Source organism: Micromonospora sp. NPDC005173 (genome assembly GCF_040608515.1).
GTDB lineage: Bacteria > Actinomycetota > Actinomycetes > Mycobacteriales > Micromonosporaceae > Micromonospora.
Genome location: NZ_JBEXIK010000006.1, coordinates 172809 through 198352, shown reverse-complemented (window position 1 = coordinate 198352; position 25544 = coordinate 172809). Strand labels below are relative to the sequence as shown.

The window sequence follows — 25544 nt, the reverse complement described above, 5'->3', positions numbered from 1 at the left end:
CCCACTTGATCAAGAGAACCGTACGCAGCCGCTGACGGGCGGCGGGTCCTCCGAAAGGCTTGTTTCTTCAGTTCACAGGCTCGTGACGGAGCGACCAGAAGACCACTCAGCGTCTCGTCCCGTCAACGGAACCGATCAGTCAGATGCCTGACATGTCAGTCGGCCTCACACGGGCCCCACCGAAACAGCAACAGCTCCACCAGGTCCGGCGTCCACCGCTCCCCCGCCTCGGACAGTTGAGCAGCAGCACGGCCCAGGAAAGCCCGATAGACCCGATACTCCGAGGCATCCTCGGCAAGGTGCACGTCAGGCCTTCTTCTATGAACGAGGGGCTGAGGAGCGGCTGGGGCGCAGGGTGCCGCCGGCGAGTCCGTCGGCGGTGAGCCGCACCAGCTCCGGGCCGAGTGATGCTGCCTCTCGGACAGCTGACTCGAAGGCGTCCAGTCGCCGGAACGCCTCGCCGTGCGCACGCTGCTCCTCCAGCGGCAGCCGTCGGACCAGGGCTCGACGGATGTCGTAACGTAGCGTGCCGGAGAGGCTCGACGTCTGCTTTTCGTTGGTGCTGGTTCGCAGCTGCCCGGCGAGGAACCAGGAGTCCAGCGCCGCCGGATTCGGTCGCAGCAGGTAGAGGTTGCGCCCCAGCAGCGCACCTTCCGACGTGATGACCCGGGCCATGAGCTGCGGGGCGACCGTCGGCACCACCACGTCCCCGACGGCCAGCGGGATCTGCTGCCCGAGCTTGCCGTCGTCCCGCCCGGACGCCTCTACCCCGGTGGCGACGTCTCGGCCGGTGAGCACCAGTGTGCCCTCCGTCGCCCCGGCTGACTCGTCGTCGGACGAGCCAGTGGAGCGGACCGGGCCGATCAGTTGTAGGGCGCCGGTGCGGGCCAGCTCGGCGATGGGCACGGTCGGCGGCGGAGTCACACCGTCGGGCTCGGGCGTGACCTGTGGCATCAGCGCCGGCAGGTCGCCGACGATGGTGGCCAGCCGCTCTCTGGTGCGTACCAGATGTTCTTCGCTTGCCTCGCCCCCGACGGCGGTTTGCCGGCGGGTGGGCGTGAGATCGACCTCTTCGTCCAGCAGCTCGATCACCGATACGGCGCGGGCGAAGCCGGCTTCCTCGATGTCGTCCTCCGGCGCCGCGGCGAAGGTCCGCCAGGTGGTCAGCACCCGCGAGTACAACTCGGCGTGGTCGCCCTCGGCGGCGTCGATCAGCAGCGCCCGCGCGGGTGCGGTCTCGTCCGCCGCCGGTCGTCGCACTACCCACAGGTGCAGGGGTACGCCGTGCGGCGCGGCGACCCCGCTGGGGAGCGCGATGACGGCGCGCAGCGCGCCGCCCCGCAGCAGGTGGCCGCGGATCCGCCGTGCGCCGCGACGACCGGCAACGGTCGGTGGCATCAGGAGGACGGCGTGCCCGCCCGGGCGTAGGTGGGCCAGCGAATGCTGGACCCAGGCGAGCTCTGGTTCGGTACGCGGCGGGACGCCGTACTCCCAGCGCGGGTCGTAACCCAACTCCTCGAGGCCCCAGTTTGTGACGCCGAACGGCGGATGGCAGACGACGGCGTCGACGGTACGGCCGGGAAACGCGTCCGCGCGGAGCGAGTCGCCGGTGCAAACCTCTCCCTGGACATCGCGGAGAGCCAGCCAGAGTCCGGCGAGCTTGGCCAGGTCCTCGTCGAGTTCCTGCCCGTAGGCGGACGTGCAGCCGGCGCGGACGGCGGCCCGGAGAATGGCGCCGGTGCCAGTGGCCGGATCGAGCACCGAGCCAGCGTCGACCCCGGCGATTCCGACCATCAGGTCGGCCAGCTCGTCCGGGGTGGCGAAGGGGCGCCCCGGGCCGGGTGCGGAGAAGCGCTGCCACAGCTGATCGAAGGCGCCCTGCGGGCCGAGCTCGTCGGCGAGAGCGTCAACCTCGGGCAGCAGGCCGACCAGCCGCTTGTCGAGCTGCTTGCGGGTCGGTTGCTCGCCTCGTTGTCGGGCCAGCAGGTAGCCGCCGACGCCGGCCAACGCTGTGGCGGGACTCTCCTTGGCCATGGCGAGGTGCCGCCAGAGCCGGTCGGCTCGGGACACCTCGGAGAGCTTGCCCTGGCCCCGGAGCCACTCCTCGACCTGGAACAGGTCAAACTCGGGGCTGGCCGCCGTGCCGCCCGCCGGGTCGGGGAAGTCGGCGTGCCTCTTGCGCCAGTTGCTAACTGCGGCACGGCCGACACCGGCGAGCCGGGCGATCTCCGCTGCGGTGATGGTCGGTGTCTCCTGCACGTTCGGAGCGTGTCACACCTGTCAAGACTAGTGCGTGTTGACAGCGTTCACGGGTGATGCTCTCATTATCACCGGGAGCCGCTCACCCGGCTCCCGTCGTGAAGGTGATCTACCAGCAGCCCGGCTACAACGCCGTCGCTCCGGGGCTGGCCAGCGCGCTCTGACGGCAAGGCCAACGTCCACCTGGCGCCGGCGCCAGGAGGGACTGATGTCGCCGGCCAGGGCAGATGCCGCAACGGTTGATGTTCGCCTGGTCATCCGGTCCATGCGTCTTGTCCGTACCCCACCCTTAAGGTTTGCGCAAGAAATGATCATCACGGGAGCGACGCATGGTTGCGGAGTCGATCGAGGAAGTGCCGGACGCGGCTGAGCTGGCGCGCGAGCAGCTCCACTTCGACAGCGCCTGGTTGCATCGCGAAGAGATGCGGGATACGGCGAGCTCGATCCCCCAGGCCGCCGCCAACAGCGGGGCGGCAGCCCACATGCGCCGCTACGCCCAGGCCCGGCTGGAACAGCTCGGGTCCTCCGACGATCAGGTCGCGTTCGGGCGCATCGACGACGAGTCGGGCGAGCCGCTGTACATCGGCCGCCACACCATCTTCGACGATCAGTCCAAGGTGCTGGTGGTGAACTGGCAGGCCAAGGCCGCCATCCCGTACTACGAAGCCAGCTACACCGACCCGCTGGGGCTGACCCGCAAGCGCAGCTTCCAGTGCACCGGCAACACCATCGACAGCTTCAGCGACCTGGTCTTCGCCCAGCTCGCCGCCGCCGTCGAGTCGCTGGAGACGGGTACGCCGCCGGTCGACCTCTCCGACGCGCTGCTGCGCGACCTTGAGCAGGTGCGTACGGGCGAGATGCGCGAGATCGTCGAGACGATCCAGGCTGCCCAGTTCGAGCTGATCCGCGCCGATGCCAACCAGGTGCTGATCATCCAGGGTGGCCCCGGTACCGGCAAGACCGCCGTGGCGCTGCACCGGGTGTCCTGGCTGCTCTACAACGAGCACGAACGGCTCACACCGGAGCGAGTCCTCGTCGTCGGCCCGAGCCCGACGTTCACCCGGTACATCCGCAGCGTCCTGCCCAGTCTGGGCGACGTCAACGTCGACCAGCGCGACATCGGCAAGTTGGCTCCGGCGATCAGGGCCGACCGCGTCGAGCCCGTCGACCTGACCCGACTGAAGGGCCAGGCGCGAATGGCGGGGCTGCTCGCCCGTGCGCTCGACCATCGGATCGGGGTGCCGGACAGCGGCAACGCCTTGCAGGTCCAGGTCAACAAGCGGCCGGTCGCGCTGAGTCGCGACACCGTTACTCACGTGGTCGAGCAGGTGCGGGCCATGAACGGCAGCTACAACGAGCGGCGGCAGATTCTGCGGGAAAGGCTGCTGGAGGTCATCCGCGACGAGATCAGGGGTGGCTTCGGATCGGCGAGGCAGAGCCAGCCGGAGGGCCTGCTCGACCGGCTCTGGCCGCCGCTGACGGCGGCCTCGTTCCTACGGGAGCTCTTCGGCTCGGGAGCCCGGCTGATCGCCGCCGCTGGTGACGAGTTCACCGCGGCAGAGGTGGCGATGCTGCAGCGACGGCCCACCGACCGGATCTCCGAGGAGCGGTGGAGTCGCGCCGACGTGGCGCTGCTGGACGAGGCGGACGCCCTGATCAACGGTGCGCCCGCCAGCTACGGGCACATCGTCGTCGACGAGGCGCAGGACCTCTCCCCCATGCAGCTTCGCTCGATCGCGCGACGCTCGGCGACCGGCTCGATGACCGTCGTGGGGGATATCGCGCAGTCGACGGGGCTCTGGTCCCGGGACGGCTGGGACGAGGTGCTGGAGCATCTTCCCGCCACACTTCCCCACCAGATCCGCGACCTCCGCTTCGGCTACCGCGTACCCCGCCAGGTGTTCGAGCTGGCGGCCCGGCTCCTCCCCCAGGCCGCGCCATTCGTGGAGCCGCCCCAGGTCGTCAGGGACGGGCCCGCCCCGGAGGTTCACCGGACGGAGGTTGACGAGCGCGCGGAGCGGGTCGTGGAGGTGGCGACCCGGCACGCCGGCAAGGGCCGCTTCGTGGGCATCGTCTGCCCGGATACCTGCCGTGAGGCGATCCTGCAGCGTCTGGATGGCGATGAAGTCAAGTGGAGCGACGGCCGGGACGGGCAACTCGGGCAGTCGATCAACTTGACCAGCCCGACGGAGGCGAAGGGCCTGGAATTCGACGCGGTGATCGTGGTCGAGCCGGAGGAGATCGTCAGTGGCGACCCGCGGGGCCATCGGATGCTCTACGTCGCGCTGACCCGGACCACCACCCACCTCGACATCGTGTACTCCGGTAATCCCGTGGCCGGCCTGTTCGGCGACGACGGTGGCGATACCGGAGAGGAGCAGCGGCCCGCGGCTCGGCCGGCGGTCACGGTTCCGGCTCAGACCCGTACCGGCGGCTCGAATCCGCTCTCCGAAATGGTCACCGAGATGCTGGCGAAGGAAATCGCAGGCCAGATCCGTGACGCCTGTCCGGAGAAGCTGTGGGATCCCGTCCTGACCAGGGTCGCCGAGTTGCTCGGCCACGCCCCTGCAGCACCTGAGGCACGCTGACCGAGCGCGGCTTCGCCGCATCGGGCGATCAACGTACGACCTGATCCGCTACCTACGACTTCGCCCAAGGAGTGCCATGAGAGCGCGGCGTGTTCGCCTGACGTCCGGCGGACTGACGTGGGACCTACGCCCGACCCGCAGTCCGCTGGGCAACCCGGCCGCGCGTAGGCCGCTACCCACCAAAGAGAGCGAGATTCGGACCCGCCTGGACGCCGACCTGGCGAAACTCGTGGAGGCGATGCATGCTGGCCGCGAGTCGTCCGCGTGGGAGCTGGTACGGGAAGCGCGCGCCCTGATCGCCCGCCTACCGTACGGGACCTGCGAACCGCAACGGCGCAAGCTTGCGGCCGCGCAGGTTCTGCTTCGCTCCAGCGCGTGGCGCAGCAAGGCGGCGGCGATACGGCACGGTCGAACCGGACGGCCCAGCAGTTAGCAGGAGAGCGACCGAGCAGACAAAGCAAGGAGAGACCCCGGCGGCACTGCGTACGCTGAACAGCGGCTACGACAATGCTGCGGCATCGAGCAGCATGTCGATGACCAATCGGACGTGTGACGGCGTGGACGCGGCCATTTGACGGTCCCGTTCACCGGCCACAAGGCGCAGCAGCAGGGGAACCAGACCCTCCCACTGGCCGGACATCTCGATCTGCGCGAGACGTGGACCGAGGTCGTCCGGCCGCTCCAGCGAACCCTTGATCGCCCGGAAGACCAGCCCGAACACGCCGGCGATCGGCATGGCGACTGCCAGCTGAGACGGGATGTGGATCCGGCGATGTACCACGTTCACACACCGCCCCAGCAAGACCTTGTCGATTCCGTCGAGTCCGCAGCCCCACGCGTCGCCTTCCCGATCGTCGAGCACGAGGGCAAGACCCAGCGCCAGGGCGTGCCAGTTGACGGTTTCCTCGTATCGTTTGAGATAGGCCCGCACGCGCGGTGCCATGTCCTCGTCCCCCTCCCGGGCCAGCACGATCGCCGCCAACACCGGGTCCCACATCACCCGATATGCCGCGAACTCCTCGAGCGCGTCCCGTTCAGACTGCACCGCCATCCGAAGTACCTGATCCAGGGCCTGCTGACTCAGCTCGACTCCGGCAATTGCCATGATCCCGCCGAACCGTACGCCGGCGAGGAGGTCGACCCGTTCGCCCAGGCGCTTCACCGTGCCGATGTCGTGCCACCCTGCCTGCGACTTCAATGCCACGCCGACGGCGGGGATCCTGGCCGGTTCGTCCAGCAGTCCGGCGAGGACACACGATGCGGCCAGGTGTGCGAGTACGGCTGGAGCGAACGGCTCGTGCCGAACGAGGACGTCCGCATACCAGCAGTGGCCCTGCTGTATGCGCCGCGCATCCCCTGACTGGTAGCAGGCGCGCAATGCGCGACCGGCCAGCTCAGCGGCCTGGGACGCGTCGCCTCGCCGACGTGCGTCTTCGGCACGGGCCATCAGATCATCTGCCCGGTTCCCAAGCTCCTCTGGCGTCCTCGGCCCGAGGGCCTTCATCGCCTCCGGCAGACCCTCTGAACCCGGTCCGGACAGTAGATTCTCCGCCGCTGAGTCCCGCCCAACCAGTCGGTAGGCTTCTGCCAGCTCTCTGATTGCGAGGATGAGCAGGTCACCGGGGTCCTCGCTCCACGCCCGCACTCGCGGCCGTAGCGCTCCGACGACTTCCTCCAGCACCGGGATGGCCTCGTCGTGTCGCCCGGAGGCCGCCAACGTCCGGCCGTGCAGGGAGAGGAGGGTGGCACACATTGCCCAATGCTCGTCGCGCCGCATCTGGTCCCAGCGCCGAACGATGTGAACCAACTGCGTAACCAGGGGCGCCCCATTCACGCCGCTGAGCTTGAGGGCGATGAAACCCATCGTGCTCACGTAGGCCGGGTCGACGCCGGTGAGGGCGCTATCCCCCAGGTGGCGAAGCGTCGCCGTGAGTTCGGCCGCCACCGCGGCGTCCAGTGTGCTTGGTACGTCCTGATCGCCCAGCAGCTCGATGAGCGTGAACAAACAGGGTGCCGTCGCGTCGCGTTGTCCCGGCGGGCCGGACATCGATCTCCGGGTCGCCAGAATGCTGAGCAGCAGCGTCAGTGCCTCTTTCTCATGCTGCTGCGCGCCGACGCTTCGCGCCAGCTCTACCGCCTGCGCGAGCCGCGGCGTCCACATTTCTGGAGACCGGCTCACCTGGGGGCGCCGACAGGCCGCCAACAGGGCGTAGGCCGCCTGTATCGCCTGCTGAGTTGGGAACCGCATGGTCACCACGTGGGCCCGGACACGCTGTCCGCACAACGATCCCTGGTGGGCAGAGTCTGCACGCCGAGCACCAGCAACGCGTCAGGGTTCCGCCAAGGCTGCTCGATACGCGGAGCGCACCGTTTCGCGAACGTCAGGTGAAAGTGCCATGAATCTACTGGCATGGACGCCTCCCTCAGGGAGTTCCTGCCATCCAATCTCCCATCCGCACCCGAGCGGAGACTGTCAGTTGCCCGTCACTTGGCGACCCGCCTACTGCTGTCGCTGTTGCATTGACCTGCGGGCGGTCAGCGTGGGTATCCCCGGCGTAGCCCCATGCCGGCAATGACGACCCGGGCGCTGAGCTGCCGGACGATCGTCGGCACGACGTCGTCCCAGGGCGGCGAGCCGGATCTCCTGGCCGCGCCGCTCGTCGGCCTGCCCCGATGGGTCGGCACCTTTGAGCGCGTCCGGCACGGTCAGCACTGCCGGCCCACCGGTCTTCCCCGCTGAGGGCTTGTGGCCGGCACCACGGGGGACGCGGACCGGCCCGATCAGTTTCAGCGCCGCGTTGGGGGCGGTTCGGCGATCGACATGGTGCGTGGCGCGTTGCCCTTCCGGGCTCAGGCATGACCTGCGCGTACGGCTTGCGTCAGCTGCTCGCCGCGGCGCGGCCAACCCCCCGCGAGCCGGGCGATCTCTGCCGCCGACACTCAGGATTTCGTGCACCTTCGCAGTGTGGCATGCCTGTCGGGCACGATGCCTGTTGACACCGTTCACAGCTTGTGATGTTATTGACGCCGCAACGTTCACAACAGGAGGACAACGATGCGCAAGACCACCACTCTCGCCCTGATCGCCACCGGCCTCGTCGCCCTGGGCTGCGGCTCCGGCGCCACCGACGACGCCACCAGCAGTAAGGCCGACGCCGGGGGCGCCAAGGGCGAGGACAAGCCGGCGAAGACCGCGAAGATCGGCCAGGCGGCCCGGGACGGGAAGTTCGAGTTCACGGTCAAGTCGTCGAAGTGCGGCGTCGCGAAGGTCGGCAGCTCGATGCTCGGCGACAAGGCCCAGGGCCAGTTCTGCCTGATCACGATCAACGTCAAGAACATCGGCAAGGAGCCGCAGACCCTCGACGGCAGCAGCCAGAAGGCCTACACCGCCGACGGCACCGAGTACTCGTCCGACACCGAGGCCGGCCTCTACGCCAACAAGGAGGCGAGCACCTTCTTCGAGGAGATCAACCCCGGCAACCAGGTGACCGGCGTGTTCGTCTTCGACATCCCGAAGAACGTGAAGCTCACCAAGCTCGAGCTCCACGACTCGATGTTCTCCGGCGGCGTGACCGTCTCCCTCGCCTGATCCACCGCTCGACCCGGGGCGGGCGCCACCGCCCGCCCCGCTGGTTCCAGCGCTGCTGCCACAGCGCAGTCCGGATTCGTCCGCCTTCGAGCCTCTGTCTTAACCCACCGAAAGGTTGCTCTTCGTGAGAAAGGCGATCAGCGCCATCCTGCTCGTCACGGCCTTTTGGCTGACGGCTTGCAGCAAGGCGACGAACGACAGCCCAACTGCCGCCATCTCACCCACGGCCCCCTCCGCTCCCGCCAGTCCGACGCCTTTCCCCTTGGTCAGCGTGAGCGTGAACGTCCACTGCACCAACGGGTTGTACTGCGCCAACATCGACGGCTCCAGCTGCGTCTTCTCGGACAGCTTCAAGTCGTTCCCGAGCCAGAGCCTCACCGTCTCCGATCCGGATGGAGAGATCCTCGCCGCCAAGTCGCTGCCCTTGGAGGGCGAGATCTCTGGCGGCGCAGACACCGGGGATTACAGCTGTACGGCGGCCCTGACGTTCGAGGTGCCTGAGAAGAGCCTCTACAAGGTCGATGCCTTCGGCTTTAACGACACGACGGACAAGGGCCCCTTCACGCTCTCCATCCCCTGACCAGACCGCAGACAGCAAGCTCCCCCAACAAGCCCGACCAGGAGCCCTCGAACAGCAGGAGAATTTCATGACCGACGCGACGAGTCCGATGACGCCCGAGCAGCCCGCCGTACCGCAAGAGCCGACCACCTCCCCCGACACCGCGCCCGAACCGACCATGCCCGCCAAGCACTCCAACGCCCGCGCCTGGGCGATGGGTGGCATCGCCCTCGTCGTCGCCCTCGGCGTTGGTGGTGCCTTTATCGGTGCATCGAGCGACGACGCGAAGCCTGCCGCCGGCGCCATGGCGTCCGCCAGCCCGAGCACGGTCGCGCCGACCACAGCCGCTCCCACGACGGCGGCTCCGACCAGCGCCGCGCCGTCGCCGACGAGGACCATTCCGCCGCCGAAGCCGAAGCCGCCGTCGTACAAGACGTTGGGTGCGCGGCAGTGGAAGCTGATCGCGAAGGACCCGGACGGTTACCTGGGGAAGACCTACGTGGTCTACGGACGGGTCACCCAGTTCGACGCGGCCACTGGCGTCGACAGCTTCCGGGCGGACGTCGCTCACCGCCGCATGGCTGAGGAGTACGACTACGAGACCAACACCATCTTCAACGGGTCCCAGTCGGACCTCGACAACCTCGTCGAGGACGACATCTTCCGCGCCAACGTCACGGTGCTCGGCTCCTACAGCTACGACACCCAGATCGGCGGCGAGACCACCGTTCCGCTGCTCCAGGTTGACTCCATCAAGGTCCTCTGAAACTCCCCTGAGACGTCAGGAGGCGTCGTGCGGCCCGATGAATTCCTCCGTGCCCTGGCCGAACTCCCCCCACCATTGCACGGCCGGGCAGTCACCCTCCGTCCCTACGCCCGCTCCACCCGCTGCGACGACTGCCAGCGGATCGGTGACGCCGTCCGCCTCGCTCTCACCGCCGCCCACTACGAGGAGCTGACCTCCGCCGGCGAACTGCTCGATTCCGCCGAGCGCCTCGCTGTCGAGCACACCGAGCACGTCCCGCCGCGCCTGGACCAGCAGCGCGGGCGCGGCCGGGTGATCCGCTGGGCGGAAACGTCCGCGCCGCTGGTGGCTGCGACCGACGCCAGCTGGAAGGGCCGCGCCGGTGGCGTCGGGTACGTCGTCAGCGACGGCCATTACGGCCTGCTCGGCCGGGGCACCGGCCGGCTCGACCCGACCGGCGTCTCCCGGGTACTGATCAACGAGCTGCGCGCGGTCGACTACCTGCTGACCGGGTACGACGAGGCGCCGGTGGGCATGACGGTGCTGCTGGACAACCTGACAGCTCTGCGCTACCTGCACCGCTGGCAGGCCGGCAAAACCGGCGCGATGCCCGCCGGCTACAGCCTGCGGGAGCGCCGCTGGTCGGACCAGCCCACCCTGGTCCGGCTCGCCGAGCAGGTGGCCCGCCGCCCCGACCTGACGTTCGCGCACGTCAAGGGGCACAGCGGCCACGCCCTCAACGAGGCCGCCGACGGCCTGTCGCACATGGCCCGCCGCCGGCGAGAGGAGTCCTTCGACCTGCGCCCTCGGGCGCACGCCCTGGTCGACGCGTTCCTGCGCGATTGGCACGTGAACGCCCCGGTCTGACCCGCGCGACCGTCACCACCCCCACTTCCACCGCTCACCCGGGCGGGCCAACGACTCGTCGGCCCGCGGACACCACACGCCTGGAGACGACCATGACCCAACCTCCCCAGCCAACCGCACCGCTGATCGAGCTGATCTTCGACCGACTCGCCGCCGATGACGACGTACCGACCGAGACCGCCGAGCTGGTCCTCGCCGCGCTGACCAGCGAAGACGACCTGACCGCCGCGCTCGCCGGCACCCCCACCCGACTCGACCCCCGCTCCCCCACCGGCGACGGGCCAGCGGACCGGATCTGGCTGAAGTCGGTGACCGTCGCCGGCTTCCGCGGCGTCGGCCCGGAACGGACCCTCCAGGTCGACCCCGGTCCGGGCCTCACCCTGGTCGTCGGCCGCAACGGCTCCGGCAAGTCCAGCTTCGCCGAGGCCGTCGAACTCGCCCTTACCGGCGACAGCGCCCGGTGGGCCGACAAGACCAGCGTCTGGCGTACGGGGTGGCGCAACATCCACAACCCCGATCCGTGCTGGGTCGACGTGGAGCTGCGGGTCGACGGGGTGGCCACGCCCACCCGGGTGAACCGCTCCTGGCCGGTAGGGGCCGAGCTGGCCGACGCCGAGGTGACCGTGACCAGCGCCCGGGGCCGGCACACCCGCCTCTCCGATCTGGGTCTGGCTCGCCCGCTGGAGTTGTACCGGCCGTTCCTCACCGCCGCCGAACTGGGCAAGCTCGCCGCCGGCACGCAGAGCCAGCTCTTCGACGCGCTCTTCGCGATCCTCGGCCTGGACGCGCTCACCGACGCCGACCAGCGTCTGCTGCGCGCCGCCCGGCCGCACGACACCACCATCAAGGAGGTACGCGCACAGCGCACCGCCCTGGCCGACGCGCTCGCCGGGATCACCGACGACCGGGCCCGGCGAACCGCCGCGCTGCTACGCGGCCGGGGCGCGGTCGACCTCGCGGCGGTGACGGCGATCCTCGACGAGCCCGACGAGCCGACAACCGACGGGGCGGTGCTGCTCTGCCGGGAACTCGCCGCCCTCGCCCCGCCGCCGATCGACGAGGTGACCCGGCTGGCCGGTCAACTGCGGGAGGCGGCGGTCGAGGCCCTGCGGTACGACGGCGGCCGGTCCCGGGCCGCGCTGCGCAGCGCCGAGCTGCTCCGCCTCGCCCTGGAACATCACGAGGACCAGGGCGACGGGTCGTGCCCGGTCTGCGCCACCGGCACCCTCGACGGTGGGTGGCGTACCGCCGCTGCGGAGGCGCTGACCGAACTCCGGCAGCGCAGCGTAGCCGCCCAGACGGCGGGGACCCGGCTGACGGCTCTGCTGCGTCAGACGCACCACCTGATCGACGACCTCGCGGTGCCGGAGGTTTCCGGGTCGGAGCCGCCGGTCGGGGCGCTGCGCGATGCCGTGGCCGCGCTGCGGCGCGTACCCGGGAAGCCGGCCGACCTGGCCGACCACCTGGCCACGCGGTACCCGGCGGTGGTGGCGGCGGCGGACGCGGCCCGCTCGTACGCCGAGGGGTTTCTGCGGCAGCGCGACACCGGCTGGCGGGCGGCCGCGGCCGAGGTGCGCGCGTGGGTGGCCGCGGCCGGCGGGTTGCCGGCGCGGGAGGCCACCCTGGCCCGGTTGAAGGCCGCGCGCGGCTGGCTGAAGGACGCCGGTACGGAGATCCGCAACGAGCGGGTCGCGCCGTTCGCCGGGCACTCCCAGCGGATCTGGGCTCAGCTGCGGCAGGAGAGCAACGTCGAATTGGGGGCGATGACGCTCGAAGGCGCGAACACCCGGCGGCGGGTGGTCTTCCCGGTCAGCGTCGACGGCGCCGACAACGGCACCGCGCTGGGGGTGATGAGCCAGGGTGAGATGCAGGCGCTCGGGCTGGCCACCTTCCTGCCGCGCAGCTGCGCCCCGGAGAGCCCGTTCCGGTTCATCGTGGTCGACGACCCCGTGCAGAGCATGGACCCGTCGAAGGTGGACGGTCTCGCGCGGGTGCTCGCCGAGCTGGCCGAGCAGCGGCAGGTGGTGGTGTTCACCCACGACACCCGCCTGCCCGACGCGGTCACCCGGCTCGGCCTCGGTGACGCCCGCATCGTCGAGGTGCACCGGGCGGAGAAGTCGGTGGTGACGCTGCGGCCCGGCTCGGATCCGGTGAGCCGCTACCTGGACGACGCGTACGCGCTGTCGCGCAACGAGGACATCCCCGCCGAGGTGCGTGGGCCGGTGGTGGCGGAGCTGTGCCGCGCGGGGCTGGAGGCGGCCTGCCACCGGGTGGCCTGGCGGGTACGGGTCGCCCGGGGTGTCCCGCACGACGATATCGAGAGGGCCATCGAGGTCGCGTCGCGTCGGCTGGCCACCATCGTCGCGTTGGCGCTGTTCGACGACGCCGATCGGGGCGGTGACGTGCGCAACCAGCTGGGCCGTCGGCACGGACGACGGGCGGTGGACGCGTACGAGGCGTCCCGGGAAGGCGTGCACGGTGCGTACCTGGCGGACCTGCCGGGCCTGGTCGCGGACGCCCGCTTCCTGGCGGGGGCGCTGCGGTGACCGCGCCGACGCCGCAGCGCTGCCTGGCGGCGGCCGACCAGTTGCTGCGCGGCTCCGGCCTGCTCGGGGCCGTCGCCGTCACCGGCGGCTGGTGGCCTCGGGCCTGCGCCTGCCTGATCCGGCTCGCCCTGGAAGGCGGCATCGACGCCTACTGGCGGCGGGTCAAGCCGACCGTCGCGGCCTGCCGGCAGGGCCGAGCCAAGCAGCTGATGCTGCGCGGACGGCTCGGGCCGGGCACGGAGATCGCCCGGCGGGTGACGTACGCGTGGGCCGCGCTCTCGACCGCCGCGCACCACCACTGCTACGAGCTGGCACCGACGGCCGCGGAGCTGCGCCGGCTGCACACCGAGGTGAACGCGCTGCTCACCCGACTCGACCAGCGATGACCGGACCTACCCACCTGTACAGGAGTGACCATGAGCTACCACCCCGGCTATGACCCGCACCGGCCCGCGTTGCCGGCATCGGCCCCGCCGGCCAGCCCCGGCCCATACCCGCCGATCGCTTATCCGCCGGCGCACATCGTCGTGCACGCCCCACCCACCTCCGGCCTGGCCGTGGCGTCGCTGGTGTTGGGGATCCTCGGCGTGGTCGGCGGGTGGTGCCTGTTCGGGGTGCCGTGCCTGCTCGCCGTCGTCCTCGGCCACGTCGGCCTGCACGACACCCGCAACGACATGAAGTCCGGGCGCGGCATGGCGGTCGCCGGCCTGGTCCTCGGGTACGTCTTCGTCGCCCCCATGATCATGCTCACGATGATGGTCTTCTTCGGCGGACTGATCGGCGCGGCGACGCCCTCGACCACGCCCAGCCCGTGAACCGAGGCCGCACGCCCAGCGCGACCTCGCGCCCGCCACCTCACTCGCCGTCGCCGATCATCTGGCGGATGATGAGCAGACGGTCGCCGTCGAGAGACGCCGTGATCCGGCCAGCGTTGTCCCACCGCTCCAACGACCATCGGCCCTTGTCCCGCCGCAGCGTCACCTGGGCATGCGGCCCCACCCCGTGCCATGCCGCACCGCGCAGCGACACTCCGAATCGGCCACGATCCAGCAACTTCACCTTGCGCAGCTGAACACAGGCGGGGCAGCGGCCGTCGGTCGAGGCCACGCACCGGCCGCAGAGCCGACCACCGCAGAGGACACACGGCTTGACGGGGTCGGGGCAGGCGGGGCAGGTGGCGGTGAGGCAGGTGGCGCACACCTCCACCTGCCGCACCAGGTGGTGCAGCCGACAGACACTCGCCTGGTGCAGCGGCTCGCCGGTCACGGCGTCGCGGAGGTACCCGACGGTCTCCCCGGCCACGAGCTGGTACGCGACGGCCATGGTGTCGCCGTTGGCGAGGCGCCACTCCTCCTCCACGTCCAGGCCCACGGTCAGGTCCACCTCGCTGACCCGGCGGCTCATTGCCTGCTGACGAAGTTCGGTCAGCAACGCGGCCGGTATCTGTGCACCGGCGGCGGGCGCTGTGGGTGTGGTGTCCGGCATGACGGCCGCGACGGCGGCGGCCGGGGACATCGTGGCCCGGCGGGGCTGACCGAAGGGCAGTCGGGTGACCTGCCGCCTGGCACGCCGAGCAAGCGGGGTGGCGCCCAGGAGGGTCGGCCCGCGCAGGTCCCGTACCGACGTGTGCGCGGCGAGCGACACCAACGTGTGCTCCCCGAGCAGCTCGACGCCGAGCGCACCACGCAGCAGGTCAAGCTCGCTGTCCTCGGTCACCTGATACCAGGTGGGCTGGTCACCGCGATGGCGGACGCCAAGTGACGTGTGGTGTCCGACGGCCGCGATCACCACCGTCCAGCCGTCGAGGTCGGCGGTGACGATCACCTCGGGTGCCGGACGCCAACCGGCATGCACCCACGGCGCGACCGCATCAGGAAACTGCCAGTCGGCCGTCTCCTCGATGATGTGACTACCGAGCGCCCGCCGCCGGACGAGGCCGCGTGCGGTGACGGCCAGCGTCACGGCGGTGTGCTGGCGGCAGGCGACACCTACCGTCCGCGCCGGCGGCGTTGCGATGTCGGCCGCGGCTTGGCGGATCGGCTTCCGTCGGGCCGCCGGTGCGGACGCCGGAATAGGTGTCGACGGTTCCTTCTCGCCGAAGGCGTCGGCAAGGTCGGCGCGAAGCTCCAGATCCAGCCCACTGGCAGAGGGCATTGTGGCCAACGAGGGCGCGTTGCCGGCACGACGCTGACCATCGGTCTGCACAAGCCATTGGAACGTCGTGCCCGCATCGTGGCTGAGCACCAGCCAATCCGGAGGAACCGGCGTCATCCGGCCGGCCACCGTGCGGAAAGCGACATCCCCGCTGCCCCCGAGCTCCGCCGCCCTCAGCCGAAGCCGCAGCACTTCCGGGTCGTCGGCAGTCGCGGTTTCCCAGTGTTCAAGCCCCGATGGTCCGATGACCGCCACCTCGCTGCGGTGTACGCCGCGCAGCACCGCAACCGTGCCGTGTGGATCACGTCCGATGAGGACAGTCAGCCCGTCCGCGTGCAACTCCGCGGGCAGTTGCGAGCGCTGCTCGACAGTGGCGGGCTTCAGTTGGGCGCAGGTCAGACAGAGCGGACCCGGCCGGCACGCAGCGCAGACCGTCCTGTCGCAGAGCTCGCACGGACGGACCGGCACATGCCGCGCGCAGTCACCACAGGATCGATCGCCGCACCGTTCACACCGGGTCTGCGCAACCAAAGACGGGTCGTTGGATCGGCATACGCCGCATGCCGGTCGTTCACACGACGAGCAGTCAATGACGGTGCCGTCGTCTCCGCAGCAGGGCCCGTAGAGGTGGTCGCACACCGGGCAGGTGGCGCTCCGCTCATGGGCGAAGAGGTGGCCACGGCTGTCGACCGAAACCTCGCCGTCGGTGACGGTGCCGTCAGTCAGCGTGGCGGCGAGCACCTCATCGGGCTGGACGAGGATGTGTCCTGTTGGCAGTCGGGAGTCCAGCGGGGCTGCCGGCGCGACCAGGTAGCGCCGGGTCGCTGTTCCGTAGGGAGAGCGCCAGTGCTCCTCCACGGTCACGTACTGCCCGATCGGCACAGGAGTCAGCGGCTCATCCATCCCGGCCAGGACGGCGCACAGCTGCGCGTCCTCGGCCCGTGCGGCTCCGGCGAACGCCGTGGAGATCGCCTGAGTGGAAACCGCGGTGATCTCAGGCTCGCCCTCCCCCTCGGTGAGCAGGGTCCGGGACGTGACGGGGCGGCGCACCACCTCCACCCCGTCGGCCGGCGTGCTGTATCGCAGCTCGGCTGCGGACGGTGGCTCCCACGGGTGCCGCACCACGGCCCGCGCGGGCGGCAGGCCCGCGGCCGAGACCAGACGGGCCAGTTGCTCCTCGGCGGCGAGGGTGGCGCCGGGTACGCCAGGGACGAACAGGGTGCTGCTGTGGCTGCCATCGGTCAGCAGGCACACGTACGAACGGTGCAGCCCGTCGATCTCCACGCCCACCGGCCCGACGGTGGTGCCGGCGATCGGTCGGCAGTGGGGTTCGACGTCGTGGCGGCTGGGGCTCGGTGCCGCGGTGTCAGAGTCGGCGAGCAGTGGCGGACGGTCGCCCTCGTGCCACAGCTCCCGGTAGTGGAACTGCCCGTCCACGAGGTCGACACGTCGCACCACAGCGAAGGGAACCGCTGCCACCGCGGGCGGTACCGGTGCCGAGCCACGCCGGCGGAGGTCGGCGAGCAGGGCACTGAGACCGGCAGCGCCCTCGCCGGTGACCTGGGGGCCGGGCAGGTCGGGCAGCAGGTCGGCCACGCTGGTGTCGACGTCGGCACGGGCGTGCTCCTGCCACGTCCACCAGACCGACGGTTGCACGTCGGCCCACGCGCTTCCGACCGTCAGGTCGGCGGCGGCCACCGGCGGCGTCGCGGCCACCAGACCCGTCCCGACCGGCAGCTGCAGCCGGGCGGCGAGGCCGCGCAGCCGGGTCCGGACCGGGTCGAGAACGTCCCGGTCGGGCACCACGGTGCTGCGGTTGCCGTGCTCGTCGACGACGACGGCGTGCCGGTCACCGACGAGCAGGTACGCCTGACCGCCCAGTCGCCAGCCATGCTCGTAGTCGGTGTCCAGTTCCGTGGCGCGGTGCGGCCGAGCGCAGCCGGTGCACAGCGCTCCGCTGTGCCGGCAGGTGGCGCAGGCTGCGCGGCCGCAGCCGGCGCACGCCTGGACGACGCGGGTCGGTCCGCAGGCACCGCACCAGTCGGTCGCGCACACCTGGCAGCCGTGCAACGCCTCGCCGTCGACGACGTGCGCACCACCGCACAGGGCGAGCGTGTTCAGCGCGGCGCCGGTCGCCTCGCAGACCGGAGTGTGGTCGGTGAGGTTGCCGGTCCACGCATACCTGATCTCCCGGGTGATGCCGCTGTCGTGCTGCCAGCTCTCCACCACCACGAGCCGGTCGGAGCCATGCATTTCCAGGGTGAGCAGCTCCGCTCGCAGCTCGGTGTCGGCCACCGGAGCAGCCGGCCGACGGGCGGCCTCGATGGCGCGTTCGAGCTGCCGTTCCCACTCCATCAGCTGGAGGTACGTCTGCGTGTCCTTGCGCTTGCGCCAGGACTTCTGCGCCGTCCCGAGTTGCCTCTCCAGGTTCGCGACCAAGGTCTCCTGAGCCTCTTTGCGGCTCCGGTCCTCGGCCTGACGTACCTCCCGCAGGTGCTGCCGCAGGTGCACGGCGGCCTGCTGATCGACAGCGTCCAACACGGCCCGCTCGGGCAGGGCGGCAGGCATCGGCGCCCCGTCGGGCAGGGGCGAGCGGTCCTCGTCGACGCGTACCTGGGCCCCGACCTCGACGGTGATGAGCTGCTGATTGCCGCTGATGGCGCCCTCCTGCACCCGGTAGGTGGCCCGGGCCGACCAGCCCTCGTCGGGCTCCACCCGCCGCTTGACCAGCTGTACGTCCGCGGTGTGTCGAATCACCGCGCGTTGGTGCAGGTCCGGCAGCACCGCCACGGTCCCGGCGAGGTCACCCCGATCCCGCAGAACCTCCAGCAGCTCGTCGAAGAGCTCCGAACCGACGACGCAGAGCTGCGCCTCGGGGTGATGGTCCAGCGCGGCGTTGGTGAAGGCGAGGAAGAGTTCGGTACGGCCGCCGAAAGCGGCGGCGAGGTCCGGCGGCAGCGAGGCGACGGTGAACCCCTCCGAGGGGTGGGTCAGGGTCGCCCCCGCCAGCTCCAGGAACCGCCGGACGAACTGTTCGAGGTCCTTCTGCCGGCGGCGCGGACGCTCCGCGGCTTGCGGCAGCAGTTCACGGGCCTGCGGCTGAGCCTCACGCTTACGACGTTCCTCCTGACGTTGGGCAAGCCAGTCGCTGAGCCCCGCGTCCGCGGCCATCATGGTCATGGCTCGGCTGCGGGCGTCTTCGAGCTGGCTGCCCAGCTCATCCAGCCGGCGCTGCATGGTGGCGTCGCTGTTGGCGTACAACGCCTGCAGCACCCTGTGCTCCATGCTGGAGTCCTGCGTGCCCTCCAACTCGCCGAGGACGGTCACGACCTGCCCGAAGAGCAGCTCGAACATGGCGAGTTTGTCGTGCAGGAGCCGGTAGACGGACTCGTCGAGGGTGTTGCGGGCGAAAAGGTTGGCGATATGGACATCGCGGGTCTGCGTCAGCCGGTGGACCCGGCCGATGCGCTGCTCGACGCGCATCGGATTCCATGGCAGATCGTAGTTGAGTACGCAGTTGCTGACCTGCAGGTTCTGTCCCTCGGCTCCAGCGTCGGTGGAGACCAGGACCTGCGCGCGTCCCGACTTGAATTCGGCGACCGAGGCGCTGCGAGCCGCGTGGCTCATGCCGCCGTGGAACGGCGCCGCGGTGATGCCGTCGGCGTCGAGCAGTCGGAGGATGCCGCCAAGCGTGTCGGTGTGCTGGGTGAAGACCAGGACGCGGCCATGTTCGTCAAGCCACTGGCGGACGACGTTCAAAGCGACCTGTTCGCGGGAGGTGTGCCGGATGTCGCCGGCGAGATGACCGATCTCGGTCAGGGTCTGCTTGAGCCCGCGGTCCCCCTCACGCTCGGCCATCCGCAGGGCGCTGCGGGAGACCGCCTGGGGCGAGGCGGTGAGCCGCAGGGCGAGTTGCCGTCGCCGCATGGTGTCGCCCGGGCCCGTCATCCGGTGCCGCAGGGTGTGCAGCAGCAGGTCGTAGAGCTGGCGTTCGGGGAGGGTCAACTGCACCCCGTGATCCTGAGGGGGCATCCGGTGCACCCGGTCGACGCCGGCCTGCTGACGGGTGGTGCGGACGACCACGCTGCTGATCAGCTTGCGCAGCTCCGCGGCGTTGACCGGCTTGCGCGGGTCGTGGCCGTCAACGAACCGGCGGGCGAAGTCGCGTTCGGAGTCGAAGGTGCCCGGTCGGAGCAGCTCCACGAGGCGGTAGAGCTCAAGCAGGTTGTTCTGCACCGGAGTGGCGGACAGGAACAGGACCCGGGGAGCCTTGGCGACCAGGTCTCCGATGATCTCCCGGGTCTTGCGGGCACCGGCGCCGGAGAGACGGTGCGCCTCGTCCACGATCACCAGGTCGAAGCCCTCGCCCAGACGCTCAACGTTCCGCAGCACCAGTTGCAGGGTCATGATGATCCGGTCCTGCGTGAAGGCCCGGGCGTCCTGCCCGCTGGCGACCACCGTGAAGTCCTCGTCGAACTTCTCCCGCAGCTCGTCGCGCCACTGATCCCGCAGCGGTGCCGGGCAGATGATCAGCACCCGCTGCGCGAGGCCACGCAGCATCAACTCCTTGAGAACGAGACCGGCCTCGACGGTCTTGCCGAGGCCCACCTCGTCAGCGAGGATGCCGCGACCACCCATCCGGGTCAGCACGGTGCGGGCCGCGGCTTCCTGGTGCGGCATGTGTTCGATGTGTGCGGCGTCGATGGCGAGCAGCTCGTCGAACTGGTCGAGAGTGGCCAGGCGCTCTCCCTCAAGCCGCATCCGCACCGCGTCGGCGGGATCCCACCCCCGGTTGTGCAGGGCGCCGGTCATGTGCGTGCGAGCGCTGCGCAGGAAGCCGATGTCGCCCTGCCAGGCGTACTCCTCGCGCTGGCGCAACCGGTAGCGGCCCCCGGTGCTTCCGCGCCGCTCCCTGCGGGTGCCACTGCGCGCGGCGGCGGCGCCCAGGGCGACCGCCGTCGCACCAGGTGTCGCGGCCGTTCCAGGCAGGCGTGGGGCCACGGACAGCCGGGCCCCCGGCGCGACCACGACGAGCCGGATGGCCTCACTTCCCCGGCGCTCAAGCCTCAGCAGGCCACCGATCCGGCCGGTGTCCTGCAGGTACTCGGCCAGCGTCTCGCCGAGGAGCCGACGACGACCCGCGACCCAGGCCACCGGCAGGGACTCCTCCTCCACCACCAGGGTCAGGCCCAGCGAGTGGTTCGCCAGGCCCAAACGGGCGCTCTCGACCGGGCCAAGAGAAACTTCGCCGCTCTCCAACATCTCGGCGTTGATGACCTTCTCGACACTTGCCATCTCACCCACGCCGGCCTCCCAACCGTTCCCGCCCGGCATCGGTAACAGCCAGACTCATGTAACTCCTGCTGTCCCGCTCGACCTGATCGCGGATGAGCAAGCCAGCATCGACCAGCCGGTCAGCCGCCTCGTCCCAGCGGCGGTCTGCGCCCCGCACGTGACGCAGCGCACCGAACTGGGGGCACCGGCGCAGGCCAGCCCCGATGGGCTGCCCACCGGCCAGGACCTCCGCGCCGAGGACCGCGGCTTTGAGCCCGACCGCGCCGTAGCGGCCGGTGCGCAGGGTTGAGGCCCATCCGACGGCCTGCAGCACCGTCAGCTCGACGTTGACCAACTGCTCGGGATCGGGCACCGCCGACGCGGGAAGGTCGTGCCACGGGGATGTCCCCCCGCAGCTGTCACAGGCCTCGTGCTCAGCACCGCACGAGTACGACGGAAAACCGAAGTAGGCGACCATGGCCGCACGGCGGCACCCGCCACCGAGGTACGACAGCATCGCGTCGAGCTGCCGACGCTGCCAGACGTTCCACCGCCGGACCTCCCGCTGCAACACGTCGGTATCCAGCTGCCGGCTGCGCACCCGCAGCCTGCGGTACCGCTGCGACGACGAGAAGGTGATGAGGCGGTCCAGCGACCACGCCACGAGATCGCGTTCCAACGCGTCGGGGTCGACACCGTGGTCCGCCTCAAGCCGGTCGAAGTCGATCCGGCTGCCCACCTGCGGTCGCAGCTTCAGCAGCACGGACAACTCGCGGAACCGCCGTCGCTCCCCCTGGTCCGCCGGTTCCCGGACACCGACGTGGACCGTACCCCGGGCAGAGCAGTCCGGCAGCTGTTCCACCGCGCCGGCACGTTCCAGCCAGCCCAGCAGCACGTTCAGCTCGTCCGGCTCGACCGCGACCGCTTCGGCCAACTCCTCCGGGTCGAACACGACGTCACCGCCACGGCGACGTTGGGTCAGTAACAGGTTCAAGGCGCGTCGGGCCTGCCCCAACCGATGCCCCTCGGTCGTGTCGGCCACCTGCGCGCGGCGGCGGGCGATGTCGCCCTGGCCGTACAACAGCACGCACTGGCCGCGCAGGTCGGCCGAGCGAGCGGCGCGGCCTGCCTCCTGCACGTACGCGTCGAGCGACTCGGGTAGGTCGTAGTGCGCCACCCAGCCGACGTCGGGTTTGTTGACGCCCATGCCGAACGCTTTGGTGGCGACGATGACCTGGGTGGTGCCGGCGAGGAAGTCGTCCTGGACGGCTTCGCGCTGTTCCGGCACCATTCCCGCGTGATAGTGCCGGGCCCGTATGCCCGCGCGCCGCAGCAGCGCCGCCACCTCCTCAGTGACCGCACGCCGCGAGGCGTACACGATGCCCGGTGACGATCCCATCGCCGTCGCGATCCGCAGCAGTTCGCGGGCCCGCTCTCGTTCACCACCCACCTTGGTCACCTGGAAGCGGAGGTTCGGGCGATCGGCAGGTCGGGTGACGGCCACCGGGTCGGTGAGTTCCAGGGTGCCGATGATGTCCTGCAACACCGGCTCGGTGGCCGTGGCTGTCAACGCCATCCGTGGGGCCCGGCCCAGGTGCGCCACCGCCCGGGACACCCGTCGGAACTCGGGCCGGAAGTCGTGCCCCCAGTCACTCACGCAGTGCGCCTCGTCGACCACGAGGGCGGCCAGGTCCTGCCGCTCCAACGCCACCCTGAGCACCGGATCCCGCACGAGCCGCTCCGGCGAGACATACAGCAGCCGTACCTTTCCCGTCGCCAGGTCCCGCAAGATCTCGTTACGAACGGCGGCGGGGGTATTGCCGGTGATGCCCTGGACGCCCCGAAGTCCACGGCGGCCCCGAAGGTCATCCAGTTGGTCCTTGATCAGCGCGACGAGCGGACTGACCACCACTGTCGCCCGGTCCTCCGGGCGTAACAGGGCCGGAAGCTGGAAGCAGAGCGACTTTCCAGTGCCGGTCGGCAGGACACCGACGGTGTCGTCGCCTGCCAGGTGAGCCCGCATCAACTGCAACTGCGGTTCGCGCAGCTCATGCACGCCGAAGAGCAGCCGTGCGCCCTCGCGCAGTTTCGGTTCCGGATCCTCTCCAGGCACCAGACGCAGTCGTTCCAGCGTGGCGTCCACGTCACTGCGGGCGAGAGACAACGCGGCTGTGAGGTCTGGCTGATCACCCGTGACGAACTGCACGGCGAAGCGCCAGGCGTCGTCGCGGTCGATCGCATGGTGAATCGCAGGCCCGGGCAGGGAGGAGAGGAGTATCCGATTGGCGCTGCCGGGCGACTGCATCCGCCGGTCGCAGATCAGCGCCACACCCCGGTCGGTCTCGCTGCGAATCAGCCGACCGAAGCCTTGCGCCAGCTGCACTGCGGTCTTGGGTACGAGGTAATCCAGGAATGGATCGCCACCCCGGTCGGCGACCGCGCGGGCCCGGGCACTGACCACGGCGTCATCCGGATGCGGGTACGGCGGTTTCTCGATGATCAGGTAGCTGAGCGTTTCACCGGGGGCGTCGAAGCCCTGCCAGTACGACCGCAGCCCGTACACGACGCTCCCCGGCTCGGACCGGAACCGGTCGGCGATCTCGGCCCGGCCGGCCTCGCCCTGCACAAGCAGGTGCACACCCCGCTCGGCCAGCGGCTCCGACCGCTGCCGGACGAGGCTGGCCACGGCCTCCATCCGGCGACGCGCGGCGAACAGCGTCATCGAGCGGCCACCGGTCAACGACAGCAGACCGACCTGGTCGCGGGCGAACTCCTCGACGAACTCCCGTTCCTGGCCGGGCACCGGCACGGGCAGGTGGTTGGTGAGGACCACCGCGGACTGGGTCGCGTAGTCGAAAGGACTGCGCAGCTGTCGCCCGTCGAAGACGCCCGGCTCGCCGCTACCCCGCTCCACCCGAATCCCCAGCCGGTCACTCAGGTAGTCGAAGCTGTCACCGGTGGTCAGGGTCGCGCTGGTCAGGGTGACGCTGCGCGCCGGCCGGACAATGCCATCCGCGAACACCGGACCGACGTCGACCGGAATGCACTCGAAGGTCCATTCGCTGCGGGTGGTCTGATCCGCAGACACGGTGACAGGAGCAGCCTCGGCGCCTGTTGCATGATCCGTGTCGGTACCTGGTTGTCCGGAGAGTCGGTAGACCCAGAGATGCTCGTCGGGCAGGTCCCGGAGCCGCCCGAGCACCCCGCTGGCGTCCCGGACGGCGCGAGCCAGGCCGGCGACGCGAACCAGCACGCCCTTGAGCAGCAGCCGTGCGCGGCCGCTCACCTCGGGCACCTGCGCGCGGGCGCCCGTCTCCAGCACCGTCAGCTCGGCAACCAGTTCCCGCAAACCGCGGGTGGTCTGCCGTACCTCCTCGATGAGCTGCCGGTACTCCGGTCGGCCGTGTACCACCCCCGACTGCGGGACCGCGGAGCGGTTCACGCCGCCGTACTCGTGCAGATACCGCTGCACAGCGTCGGTCAACCGGTCGCAGTCCTGCCGCAGCTGTCGAGCCATGACCGGCAAGGTCCGCCCTCGGCGCAGGTCAACGCCGGCAGCGGCGAGCCGGCGCAGATGCCGGTCGAGTCCGCTCCTGCCGTCGAGCCTCGCCGCCATGCCGAGAAGCTCGCGCCGGCCGACGACCTCCGTCCACGCGGCCGTCAACGAGTCTTCCAGCTCATGTGCCTCGTCGAAGACCAGGTCACCATGGCCCTCGGCGAGCACATCGCCCGGGCTCCGCTGACCTTGCTGAGCGAGCTTCGCCCAGGTCGCGATCAGGGCATGATTGACCGCGACGACGCCAGGCCGGTCCCGCATCCCGGCAAGTCGTGTGAACAACGGGCACCGGTCGGCCCAGGCACAGTCATATCGTTCGCAGGACCCGGCGTCGGTTCGCAGGGTGTCCCGCAAGCCCCGATAGTCGGGGCGTGCGCCTGCGACGTCCGCGTCCGCGACGTCATCCCACACCCCCGTCTCACCGACGGCGAGCGCTCGGACGGCGACAGCCAACGCCAGCCAGTGGTCAGTGCCCGCGCTCTCATCGGACGACTCCAACGCCGAGGCGATCTCCCGAGAGCAGAGGTAGTTGGACACCCCGAAGAGCTGACGGAACGGGGCACGAAACAGCCCTTCGCCTCGAAGCCGGGTCACATCGCGCCGCAGTTGCTGCTGGAGGACCTTCGTTGCGGTGGCGACCACGACAGGCCGACCGGGACCGGCTTGTCGTACGGCCGGCGTCAGGTAAGCCAGGGACTTGCCCGTGCCGGTTGGCGCCTCGATCGCGAGTAGGCCACCCGCGTCGAGCACCTCAGCCACCGCCCCGGCCATCTCCCGCTGCGACGGCCGGGCTGCGTAGCCCCGCTCACCCAACTGGCTGAACACCTGACGTACAGCGTCCGCGGCCGTACCGGGTTGAGCCCCTCCTACCGGTTCGAGCAGGGGGTCCGGGGCGCAGGACAGTAGGTCCCGGATGTTCACCGGCATTGGAGCCTCGGGCAACAGTCGAGCAAGGTCTGATCCGCCCGCGACGAGACAGGCCCGGGCAACCTGCCACGACGGATCAGAGCCGTCGACCCGGCCGACAAGAACACGCAGACACGCGGCGAGGGCGAGCGCGTCGCTCAGCGGATCGTCGTCCCCCTGTTCGACACCGAAGACCGCGCACATCTCGCTCATTCGACTGCTCGGTCGGGCGGGCTCATGAAGCAGCGCCAGTATCCGCAAGTCAACTCGGAGATCAGGAAGGCAGCCGGCGATGTCGTCTGGCAGGTGAGACCAGCGGTCACCGCTCAGGCAGTATCCGACCAGGCCAGCAGCCCCCAGGATGAACTCACGTACCTCATCGGACCGGTTCGGACTCGCGCTGAAGATCCGCGCCTCGCCGTCACGCATCCGCACGACGGCCAGTTCCACCTTCTGATGCACCGACGGCCCCGGCACCACGACGACGAGATCCTCCAGCGG

The 25544-nt window shown here is 70.3% G+C and carries 13 protein-coding genes; 9 read left to right on the top strand and 4 right to left on the bottom strand.

Annotation, left to right across the window (positions count from 1 at the left end):
• Positions 1-318: 318 nt before the first annotated feature.
• A complete protein-coding gene (locus tag ABZV00_RS10805; protein ID WP_355604170.1) occupies positions 319-2259 on the bottom strand; it encodes an N-6 DNA methylase in 1941 nt (646 codons plus the stop codon).
• Between the two features lie 329 nt (positions 2260-2588).
• On the opposite strand from ABZV00_RS10805, the gene ABZV00_RS10800 reads away from it, so the two are divergent.
• Entirely contained in the window at positions 2589-4847 is a 2259-nt protein-coding gene (locus ABZV00_RS10800; protein ID WP_355604168.1) for a UvrD-helicase domain-containing protein, read from the top strand.
• Between the two features lie 499 nt (positions 4848-5346).
• Here ABZV00_RS10800 and ABZV00_RS10795 read toward each other — a convergent pair whose 3' ends face one another.
• Positions 5347-7095, bottom strand: a complete 1749-nt coding sequence (locus ABZV00_RS10795; RefSeq protein ID WP_355604167.1) for a tetratricopeptide repeat protein — start codon at positions 7093-7095, stop codon at positions 5347-5349.
• Between the two features lie 324 nt (positions 7096-7419).
• On the opposite strand from ABZV00_RS10795, the gene ABZV00_RS10790 reads away from it, so the two are divergent.
• From ABZV00_RS10790 to ABZV00_RS10755, 8 genes are all read left to right on the top strand, one after another.
• Complete coding sequence (locus ABZV00_RS10790) at positions 7420-7587, top strand: hypothetical protein (protein ID WP_355604166.1); 168 nt, start codon at positions 7420-7422, stop codon at positions 7585-7587.
• Between the two features lie 315 nt (positions 7588-7902).
• Positions 7903-8436, top strand: coding sequence for a DUF4352 domain-containing protein (locus ABZV00_RS10785; RefSeq protein WP_355604163.1), 534 nt, complete (start codon positions 7903-7905; stop codon positions 8434-8436).
• A 124-nt stretch (positions 8437-8560) separates the two neighbouring features.
• A complete protein-coding gene (locus ABZV00_RS10780; protein ID WP_355604161.1) occupies positions 8561-9016 on the top strand; it encodes a hypothetical protein in 456 nt (151 codons plus the stop codon).
• A 67-nt stretch (positions 9017-9083) separates the two neighbouring features.
• Positions 9084-9761, top strand: a complete 678-nt coding sequence (locus ABZV00_RS10775; protein WP_355604158.1) for a hypothetical protein — start codon at positions 9084-9086, stop codon at positions 9759-9761.
• A 27-nt stretch (positions 9762-9788) separates the two neighbouring features.
• Positions 9789-10607 carry a hypothetical protein gene (locus ABZV00_RS10770; protein WP_355604155.1) on the top strand — a complete coding sequence of 273 codons (819 nt, stop codon included), beginning with the start codon at positions 9789-9791 and terminating at the stop codon, positions 10605-10607.
• Positions 10608-10699: 92 nt separating this feature from the next.
• Positions 10700-13153: an AAA family ATPase gene (locus ABZV00_RS10765; protein ID WP_355604154.1), complete on the top strand. Its 2454-nt coding sequence runs from the start codon at positions 10700-10702 to the stop codon at positions 13151-13153.
• Positions 13150-13539 (top strand): hypothetical protein, encoded by a 390-nt coding sequence (locus ABZV00_RS10760; RefSeq protein WP_355604151.1) that lies wholly within the window; start codon positions 13150-13152, stop codon positions 13537-13539. The genes ABZV00_RS10765 and ABZV00_RS10760 overlap by 4 nt, the downstream gene beginning before the upstream one ends.
• 30 nt (positions 13540-13569) lie before the next feature.
• Positions 13570-13968, top strand: a complete 399-nt coding sequence (locus ABZV00_RS10755) for a DUF4190 domain-containing protein (RefSeq protein WP_355604150.1) — start codon at positions 13570-13572, stop codon at positions 13966-13968.
• 40 nt (positions 13969-14008) lie between these two features.
• On the opposite strand, the gene ABZV00_RS10750 is transcribed toward ABZV00_RS10755, so the two are convergent.
• Both ABZV00_RS10750 and ABZV00_RS10745 read right to left on the bottom strand, forming a co-directional pair.
• Positions 14009-20602, bottom strand: a complete 6594-nt coding sequence (locus ABZV00_RS10750) for an SNF2-related protein (RefSeq protein WP_355604255.1) — start codon at positions 20600-20602, stop codon at positions 14009-14011.
• A 1-nt stretch (position 20603) separates the two neighbouring features.
• Positions 20604-25256 carry a RecQ family ATP-dependent DNA helicase gene (locus ABZV00_RS10745; protein ID WP_355604147.1) on the bottom strand — a complete coding sequence of 1551 codons (4653 nt, stop codon included), beginning with the start codon at positions 25254-25256 and terminating at the stop codon, positions 20604-20606.
• Positions 25257-25544: the final 288 nt, after the last annotated feature.